General features: G+C 57.4%; 3 protein-coding genes. 1 reads left to right on the top strand and 2 read right to left on the bottom strand.

Annotated features, from left to right (window positions below):
• The first annotated feature begins 267 nt into the window (after window positions 1-267).
• Window positions 268-969 carry a hypothetical protein gene (locus tag NTX71_03740; GenBank protein ID MCX6339015.1) on the top strand — a complete coding sequence of 234 codons (702 nt, stop codon included), beginning with the start codon at window positions 268-270 and terminating at the stop codon, window positions 967-969.
• Window positions 970-1,093: 124 nt separating this feature from the next.
• Here the strand turns inward: NTX71_03740 and NTX71_03745 are convergent, their stop codons facing one another.
• The gene (locus NTX71_03745; protein MCX6339016.1) at window positions 1,094-2,641 is read right to left on the bottom strand and encodes a sodium:solute symporter family protein; all 1,548 of its coding nucleotides are present in this window, start codon (window positions 2,639-2,641) and stop codon (window positions 1,094-1,096) included.
• A 115-nt stretch (window positions 2,642-2,756) separates the two neighbouring features.
• Window positions 2,757-3,314, bottom strand: a complete 558-nt coding sequence (locus NTX71_03750; protein MCX6339017.1) for an inosine/xanthosine triphosphatase — start codon at window positions 3,312-3,314, stop codon at window positions 2,757-2,759.
• Between the last annotated feature and the right edge of the window lie 271 nt (window positions 3,315-3,585).

A 3,585-nucleotide genomic window follows, 5' to 3' on the forward strand; every position in this document is an offset into this window, starting at 1 on the left:
CGGCCAGTTTTAACAGGTTTTCTTTCGTTGCTTCCGAATGCGTTAGATTTAATGTGGGATTTTTCATGCTTTAAGATTAGCACGAAAAGCCCACTATGTCACTTTATTTAAGACGTTTGTATTAGTAACAAGTAACGAGAAACTGTAGTTGCTGTTTTAAGATCCTCCGTGCCTCCGTGGTGAAAATCAACATTTTAAAAAACGAGGAAACTTCGGGTGTGCCTAATTGGTTGACCCTCATTCCGCCCGCTGGTATAGTTCACCGTAATGAGAGAGAAAATGGTCGCCTGGGGGGTCCAGGCCTACACGGCGCTCGGCCTCGTCACCGGGTCTCTCGCGCTGCGCGCGGTGCTGCGCGCCGACATGCGCGGCGCGTTTCTGTGGCTCGCGCTCTCGACGCTCATTGACGGCACCGACGGACCCCTCGCGCGGCGTTTCCGCTCCGCGCAGATCCTCCCCGACTTCAACGGGAGAAAGCTCGACGACATCGTGGACTACGTCAACTATGTTTTCATACCGGCGCTCATCCTTGCACGCTCTGACCTCCTGCCGGCGGGCCGGTGGGTGTGGGCCATGGTTCCGCTGCTCGCGAGCGCCTATGGCTTCTGCCAGGAGAAGGCGAAGACGGACAACGGCTACTTCACGGGATTCCCGAGCTACTGGAACATCGCCGTCCTCTACCTCTCCCTCTTCACGTTTCCCCGCGCACTCAATCTCCTCATCGTGCTCGCGCTCGCGGTGCTCGTCTTTATCCCGATCAGGTACATCGATCCGTTCAAAACGAAGCCGCTCGCCCGGTTGACGCGCCCGCTCACGGTCGCGTGGGCAGTCTCCGTCCTCGCGCTCATTTTCCACATGCCGGACGTCAATCCGCTGCTCCTGCGCGCCTCGTTCCTCTATCCGTGCTACTACCTCCTGGCATCCTTCTGGATCAATGCCGGAATGCGATCAACGGTGGACCACAGATAAACACAGATCGCCGCAGATTGACACAGATACAGATGAGGGCGGAACAGGATGCGTGCAGATAGTTTCATATAATGTCACTATAAACGCGCAATGAGAAGTTAGCAACTATAGTCAACATCTGTGTTTATCTGTGTTCATCTATGATTATCTGTGATGAAAGTTGAAGTGGGCGTGGCGGAAAGCGACGGCAGGTGAGCCTCGAAACTACGTAGATGGTCAAGAGACCGCTCAGCATGGCGATTGTCTTGAATGGGAAGAGCGTGCCCGCAACCGGGTCCCACCAGGGGTAGGGAATGATCCGCGGGATGCGCAGGAGAGGGTCGCCGCCGCCGAAACGCAGGGCGAACGAAACCACCAATCCTGCAATCGAACCCGGCCGGTTCGCGGATTTACAGAAGAGGGCCATCGTCAATTGCGGGAAGAGGATGACGTACACGAAATCGCTGCAGAGGTACCAGAGCGCCTGAACGCTCTTTATCCTGAGTGCCATAAGCGTCGCGGCGGCGCCGATGACGACTGTGGAAATCCTGAGTGTGACCCGCAGGGAACGCTCGCTCGCATCAGGATTGATGATCCTCCAGTACCAGTTCCATGTGAACATCGCCGACGCGGAGAGAAACGATGAGTCAACAGAAGACATGACCGCTGCCGCGACCGCGCCGAGGCCGATGACGCCGATCCAGTAGGGTGTCAGATAGCGAAGGACATAGGGGAGGACCATTGCGGGGTACTCAATCCCGAGGCCCAGCGTCTTCCAGGGGAACACGCTGCCGATGATGCCGATGATGAGCGGCGGCACTGCCATGAGCGCGCACAAGAAACCGGCATAGATTGAAAACCGTTGAGCAATTTTCGCATTGGGGACGGCGAGCACCCTCTGGAAATAGACGTTCCACGGTATCCCGCCGAGGATGAGCAGGAATGACCAGTCCCACCAGTTCAGCACCCGAGGCAGCGTCCAGGCGGCGTTGTGCGAAAGACCGCGGATCGGCGGCAGGATCGATGTGAAGGAGCCACCCATGGCCCTGTAACGGACCGCCATCTCCGCGAACCCGCCGACATGGACCACCGCGAACGGGATCGCGACAACCAGGCCGACAAAAATGAACGCGAGCTGAACTACATCCGTGTACGCCACCGACCAGAGACCCCCGACGGTCGTGTAGCCGATGACGACACCGGCTGAGAGGACGATCGAGGTTGTCAGATCCAGATTCAATATCGTACCGAACGTCGTTCCGAGGGCGAGGAGGATGGCCGCGCTCCAGAATATCTCGCCGGCGAGCGCGGGGAAGAACAGAGCCGCTGCCATTCCCTTGCCGAAGCGCCTCTCGAATGGGTCGAGGAGCGTGGTGAACTCGAGGCGCCTCATAATCTTCGCGAAGAAGACTCCCCCCAAGATTAGGCTGAGAGAGTAACAGAGCCCCCCCTGCGCTCCCCAGGTGATTCCGTTCTTATAGATATTCTCGGCGGTGCCGTTGATGTAACCGCCGCAGACCCAGGTCGCCGTCATCGTGCACAGGGCGATCCAGAGCGGCATGTTCCTTCCCGCGAGGAGCAGGTCGGAGGTGGTTCCGGTGTCCCGCCGGCGCGAGTAATACACGCCCACCCAGAACACGATCGCGTAGAAGGCCACCATCCACCACAGGCCGCCCCAGTAGATTCCTTGCATATTCCTGTCGACCCTACTGTGTGTTGTTGTGGACTGATAATCCCCGCTGGCTACATACGTGTCGGCGTGATCATAATTTTGAAGTCGGCAAATCGCTGTTTCATTCCTTCGTTTTTCAAATCTTGGGATTTGGGATTTGGGATTTTGGATTTATCTCCCGGTACATTTCTCTATTCGCAATTGGCGCAAGGGCGCAGTAGAGCGCGAGCTTGAAGCTCTGCAGCCGAGTGATGCGATTGCGGGTGAGAATTCCGAAAGCCCCCTCCTTCGAACGCACATCTTCCTTCCCGCTCACCTCGTCCATGACGCTGGCGAGTTCCCTCTCCGCGCTCACTCTCTCCAGGAGATGGCGGGGAAAGGGCATCCCGGGCGTCGAACCGACAAATGTGTCCGTGCCGTCAAAAACAGCCACCCATCCCTTGAGCAGAGGGCCATACGGACCCGGTGCGATTCCGCCCTCCAGCCCGATTCCCAGGTCAGCCCTTGAGGCGCGAAATGCCCCTTCGGCCCTGCGGGCCGCGCCGCGCAGGATCTCCTCATCGGTAGAGGGGGTATGCGCGACCCCCGAATCAACCCCGTAATGCCTGATGGTCACGTCACCGAAGAGCTCGCGACATACCTCTTCCACCGCACCGCGCTTCACCCGGTTGAGCGAACCGACGTTGATAATCATATAATTCTCCCCACCCTAAAGAGTGGGCTACAACTGTCTGTGGGCTACAACTGCCTCGCTCGATAGCTGTTCCAACCCTTACGTGTGACCCACAAGCCCAAAAGGTGCGCTCTGTAACAACTCACCCTAACCCGACTTTCGCAGATTTTGGCATAGAAGCCCAGCTTTCATAGGAAAGGAGGGCATTTTAGCTTCGAGTCTCCAACACATTTTTTACGTGACCTTCCCGCCGTGTATAAATGCGCGGAGGCGGTTGCTCGGGCAAATTCCA

The sequence above is a fragment of the Candidatus Auribacterota bacterium genome, from assembly GCA_026392035.1.
Lineage (GTDB): Bacteria > Auribacterota > Tritonobacteria > UBA1439 > UBA1439 > JAPLCX01.

Coding starts and splice junctions, on each gene's coding strand:
- NTX71_03740 (MCX6339015.1), top strand. CDS start 268: ATGAGAGAGAAAATGGTCGCCTGGGGGGTCCAGGCCTACACGGCGCTC.
- NTX71_03745 (MCX6339016.1), bottom strand. CDS start 2,641: ATGCAAGGAATCTACTGGGGCGGCCTGTGGTGGATGGTGGCCTTCTAC.
- NTX71_03750 (MCX6339017.1), bottom strand. CDS start 3,314: ATGATTATCAACGTCGGTTCGCTCAACCGGGTGAAGCGCGGTGCGGTG.